Source organism: Actinomyces sp. ICM39 (assembly GCF_000282935.1).
Lineage (GTDB): Bacteria > Actinomycetota > Actinomycetes > Actinomycetales > Actinomycetaceae > Pauljensenia > Pauljensenia odontolytica_B.
In genome coordinates this window covers 1-1,856 of the sequence record NZ_ALCB01000062.1, presented here as the reverse complement: position 1 = coordinate 1,856, position 1,856 = coordinate 1, and the positions used below count along the sequence as shown (strand labels likewise).

The 1,856-nt window shown below is 70.6% G+C and carries 1 pseudogene; it reads left to right on the top strand.

What is annotated here, in order from left to right:
* Positions 1-1,787, top strand: a pseudogene (locus HMPREF1137_RS10385) (mechanosensitive ion channel domain-containing protein); the annotation flags it as partial.
* Between the last annotated feature and the right edge of the window lie 69 nt (positions 1,788-1,856).

The following is a 1,856-nucleotide window of genomic DNA, read 5'->3' as shown; positions in this document are numbered from 1 at the left end:
CCGCGGCCCTCGAAGGCCCGGGCGAAGAGGCCTATGCCGAGCGCGAGGCCGAGGCCCGCCGCGCCCAGGAACGCCGCGAGGCCCACAAGCGCCGCGAAGCCGAGGCCCTCGACCCCGAGGCCACCCTCGCCCTGGCAGCTGTCGGCGTTGAGCCGGTCGTTGCCGACAACGAGGCGCCCGAAGGCGAGTCGCCCGAGGCTTCTCAGGATGTGGCCGCCGATTCTGCCGCAGCCGATTCTGCGGAGGCTGCGAGTGCCGACGCCGAGCGCGCGGACGAGGCGACCGTGAAGGAGGTCGGGGCTGATTCTGTCGAGGCGGCAGAAAACGCCGCTGCGGCTGACGCTGCCGCGGACGAATCCGCCGACGAGAAGCCCGAATCTGCTGCCGCCGGATCCGAAACCGCTGACGACCAGGCCGAGGGCGTGAAGCCCGAGGCCGACGTGCAGCCCGCCGATGCCGCTTCCGCTGAGGAGAATGCCGCCGACGTTCAGCCTGCCCCCGCGCAGGGCGAGGCGCCCGCCGACGCGGTAATCGACGCTGGCGCATCCGCCGATTCCGGCGACTCGCGCGCCGCTGAATCACAGGAGGACATTGCTCCCGCCGAGGACGCTGAACCTGGGAGCGCACCCGCCCCCGACGCGCCCGAGGAAACGGGCGATGAGGAGGAGGCTCAGGCCTCGTCGGAGGGAGAGATTTCCCCGGATGAGCAGGAGACCACGCCGATCCCCGCGCGTGAAACATCCGTGAAACATCCCGTGCAGGTGCCCCCGCCCGTGCGTACCGGCCGACCCGTCATGACCGACACGGTCCAGGCGATCGCGCCGGCGCTCGTGCCGCCGCCTGCGCCGACCCCCGCCGAGATGGCAGCGTCGCGCCCATCAGAAGAAACGCCGGACGAGCCCACCGTCCACCCCGGCTGGTACGCGGTCGCGGAAGAGGCGCGCCTCGACGCGGAAACCCGCCCCACGCCCACGGTGAAGCCCGCGCGCGTGTCGATCATGGACTTCTTCCCGGCCGTCGCCCCCACCGGCGCCGAGGCCGACATGCTACGCACCGTCACCGGCCAGATCCCGGTCGTCGAGCCCCGGGAGCCCAAGCCCGAGGACGCCGAGTCTGCGGTGGCCGACAAGGCCGCGATTGACGAGTCCGTGACTGATGAGGCCGTGGCACCCGAGAGTGCGCCCGCGGAGGACTTGGCCCCCGAGGTCGAGGCTGCCGAGGTTGAGGCTGCCGAGGTTGAGGCTGCGCAGAAGGATGCCGCCGAGGAACCCACTGCCGAGGCAACCATCGTCATGGATCCCGTGGAGGCCGAAGAGGCCGGCGCGCTCGACTCCGACGCCACGCAGGTCCTGCCCGCCGTCGACGAGCCCGTGGACGAGACCCTCGTGATGCCCGCTGCGGCCATTGCCGAGCCGGCTTCTGAGGCCGCGAAGGCTGAGGATGCCTCGACAGAGGGCGTTGCGGCGGAAGAGGAAGCCACGGCGAAGAAGGAGACCGCCAAGAAGGCGGCCTCCACCAAGGCTGGCGCGAAGAAGGCTCCCGCCAAGAAGGCATCGACTGCGAAGAAGGGCTCCAAAAAGTCCTCCGCCGCGGCCACAAAAACCGTGAAGGACGGTGCCGCTGCTGATCAGGCAGCCGACGCGACCCCTGAAAAGGACGCGAAGGCTCCCGCCAAGAAGGCCACCGCGAAGAAGCCCGCCGCCAAGAAGGGTGCCGCCAAGAAGGAGGCTCCCAAGAAGGCAGCGGCAAAGAAGACCTCCAACGCAGGGCCCGCCACCAATGAGTGATGGGGACAGGTGAACGGGCCACGGCCTCGTCACTGAGGCCAGCGCGAGGAAAACGGACCGCCCGCGCCC